The following is a 2,923-nucleotide window of genomic DNA, read 5'->3' on the forward strand; positions in this document are numbered from 1 at the left end:
CTGAGCATGTATTTTTCGTCTTGGGTCATGTCAGGGATTTGGTCGGAGGTTAATTTCTTCGAGTTGCTTCCTCCTTCGGGGTTCGACGATGACATTATTCACAGTATCAGGCAAAAAATTATTGCTTAATGGGAAAATCAAAACCGAAACCTCGCCTACTAATCCCCTTAGGAGAAAATTACCTTGCACATTCTGGGTAGTACTTGCCAAGGTATCAAGTCCCTCGATGGCCAAGATCAGTGATTTTTGGAGCTGCGGGTTTTGGCCCTTCGGGCGAATTACGCCTGCAATTTCACCTGTATTGAGGCTGGTAAAAGCCCTGAAATCAGGAGCCAATAAAAACTCACCTTGGGTTCCTCCTGTGAACAATATGGATCTTAAGGTATTGAAATCAATAAAAATGTCATGGGATATACCGCCATCCAAAGGGATACTTACCGGCATGACAGGTTTTTGAGCCGACCCATCAATATATCTGGGCACATATCTTTCTCCCCCAAAAATGAGGTAATTGTCGTTGCCCAAATCAAGTTTCAGTTCGATAACTGCACCGGCCAAAAACTCTCCCCTGCCAATCAGATACTGTCCTGTATGGACCAGAGTGGATAGGTTGGCCTGTTTTCTGGCCTGTAGGTTAGGAAGATATACTGCTTCTGCATTGTCCTGCCCCCTTGTTCCGGTTACTTTTACTTCTACCCCTAATATTTCTATTCCCACTTCCTCAAAAAAACCCGGGGTCCCTACGAGAAAAACATTGATCAGGGCAGTTGATCTTTCCTCAGTTCCCGAACAGCCTAGATTCAGGGATAGCAGCAATAGGATAAGCAGTTTTTTGATTTTCACGTTTCAAAAATAGAAAAGATAGAGGAAAGAAAAGGCAATATATGTGCTGAATAAAAAAAAAGCCCAGGAAGCCATATCCTGGGCATGAACTGAGGAACTAAAGTGTCACCATTTGTCACCCAAAAAATATTAACCTTCAGAATCACTGGATTCTTCGACCACGTCTAATTGTATTGGATCAATTAAAGTGACCTTACCTGTTTCAGTTTCTACGGCTTCTAAGGTTACTCCTACATAATTCTCATTTGGAACAATTTCAAGTATATAACTACCTGTTTTTAATCCCCTCAGGACAAATTTCCCACTTTGATCTGTGAACGTACCCACAGTTTCCTCGTCCAAAACCGCTGTGATTTCTACGGGTCCAGCTTCCAATGGCAGAATAGTTCCTTCTATAGTTGAAGATTCTTCTGCTACAACCCGTAAAACAGGTTTCAAGATATATTGTCCGGAATTACCAGCCTTTACAATAGATTTGGAAGCATCAAAATCAATGATCAGATCGTAGGATATTCCAGGATTTAGGGGCTTATCGATTTTAAGTTTCAATCCACTTTGCTGCGCACTAGGTGTTTTTAAGTCTATCCTTTGTCCGTCCTGGATAATATAGTTGTCTTCTCCCAACAAAAGTCTGATTTGGGAGATTTTACCTGAAGGGACTTCAATTTCACCCAAATGGGCTGAGTTTCCGCCAACCAAGGACAATAAGTTGATTTTTTTGTCTTCACTTTCATGGGCAAGGTTAATCCATGAATTGCCATTTTCCTCATTTCCTCCTTTAGGCAAAATCTCCACGCCCAATACTTCAACCCATACTTCGTCATAGTTTGCTGGTGCGTCAATGAGGTAAACATTTACTTTGGCATTTCCATCAGAAGAGGTGAACTGATTGTTTTGCATGTCGCAGGAAGTTGCAAAAAACAGTAAAGCCAGTCCCATAAAGAGGGAATTGATTTGATTTTTCATAGGTGTTAAGTTTTAGTTGGTTTAGTTTTCAATTGACAATAATCCAATCATTGTGCCAATTGAGGCTATTCTTTAATTTTTTACCTAAGAATAGCTTGTAAACAATTAGCTTTAGTAATTTTGGCCATGATGCAATGGGAAAAATTATTAACATCGGGGAGATTTGATCCCACCAAGAAGAAAAATACGGTACAGGATTCTTTCAGAAGTGAATTTGAAATTGACTATGACAGGATTATCTTTTCTGCACCTTTTCGAAATCTCCAGGATAAGACCCAGGTATTCCCTTTGCCTGAGCATGATTTTGTCCATACGAGACTGACCCATAGTCTGGAGGTATCCAGTGTAGGCCGCTCTCTGGGCAAATCGGTTGGAGAATATTTGGTGGATAAATATCCCGTCCTACTTGGGATTGGAATCCATTCCTCGGACATTGGGGCCATTGTAGCTGCTGCCGCCCTGACCCATGATATTGGCAATCCCCCCTTTGGTCATGCGGGCGAGGAAGCCATCTCCGATTTTTTCAAACATCATTCTTATGGTGTATTATGGCAAGGACAGGTTAAACAGCAGGAATGGACAGATCTGTGTAATTTTGAAGGCAATGCACAGGGTTTTCGGATGTTGGTGGCACAGAACAATGGGCTGAAACTCTCCTATGCCACATTGGCTTCTTTTACAAAATATCCAAGACCTGCTCAGGTATTTGAAAGTGATAAAAAAAGGCGTAGCCAAAAGAAATTCGGATTTTTTACCGATCAGATTCAGGATTATGTCCAATTGTCAGAAATCCTAGGTTTGGGAAAATCCAGCTCAGATTGCTGGCTAAGGCATCCATTGGCGTTTTTGGTAGAGGCAGCGGATGATATCTGTTACAGTATTATTGACCTGGAAGATGGTTGTACCCTGGGTTTGGTCACTTTCGGGCAGACCTGCGACTTGATGGCAGAAATCCTCGGAGATAGATTTCAATCCGAAAAGCTGGAAAAATATAAAACCCAAACTCAGAAGCTGGCCATTCTTAGGGCCATGACCATCGGAAAATTGGTGGAAGAGTGTGTCATCGCTTTTTGCCAAAAGGAGGAGCAAATGCTAACTGGGGATTTTGATCAGG

At 41.9% G+C, this 2,923-nt stretch carries 3 protein-coding genes; 1 reads left to right on the top strand and 2 read right to left on the bottom strand.

The genetic code is table 11. The features are described from left to right. Positions 1-30: 30 nt before the first annotated feature. The gene (locus ACEW8O_RS17050; RefSeq protein ID WP_373495833.1) at positions 31-843 is read right to left on the bottom strand and encodes a DUF4382 domain-containing protein; all 813 of its coding nucleotides are present in this window, start codon (positions 841-843) and stop codon (positions 31-33) included. A 129-nt stretch (positions 844-972) separates the two neighbouring features. After that, on the bottom strand, positions 973-1,809 hold the full coding sequence (locus ACEW8O_RS17055) for a DUF4382 domain-containing protein (RefSeq protein ID WP_373495834.1): 837 nt from the start codon (positions 1,807-1,809) through the stop codon (positions 973-975). Positions 1,810-1,935: 126 nt separating this feature from the next. On the opposite strand from ACEW8O_RS17055, the gene dgt reads away from it, so the two are divergent. After that, positions 1,936-2,923: dGTP triphosphohydrolase (dgt, locus tag ACEW8O_RS17060; protein ID WP_373495835.1), on the top strand; the 988-nt coding region annotated here is incomplete at its 3' end.

Source organism: Aquiflexum sp. (assembly GCF_041749095.1).
In the GTDB taxonomy this organism is placed as follows: domain Bacteria; phylum Bacteroidota; class Bacteroidia; order Cytophagales; family Cyclobacteriaceae; genus Aquiflexum.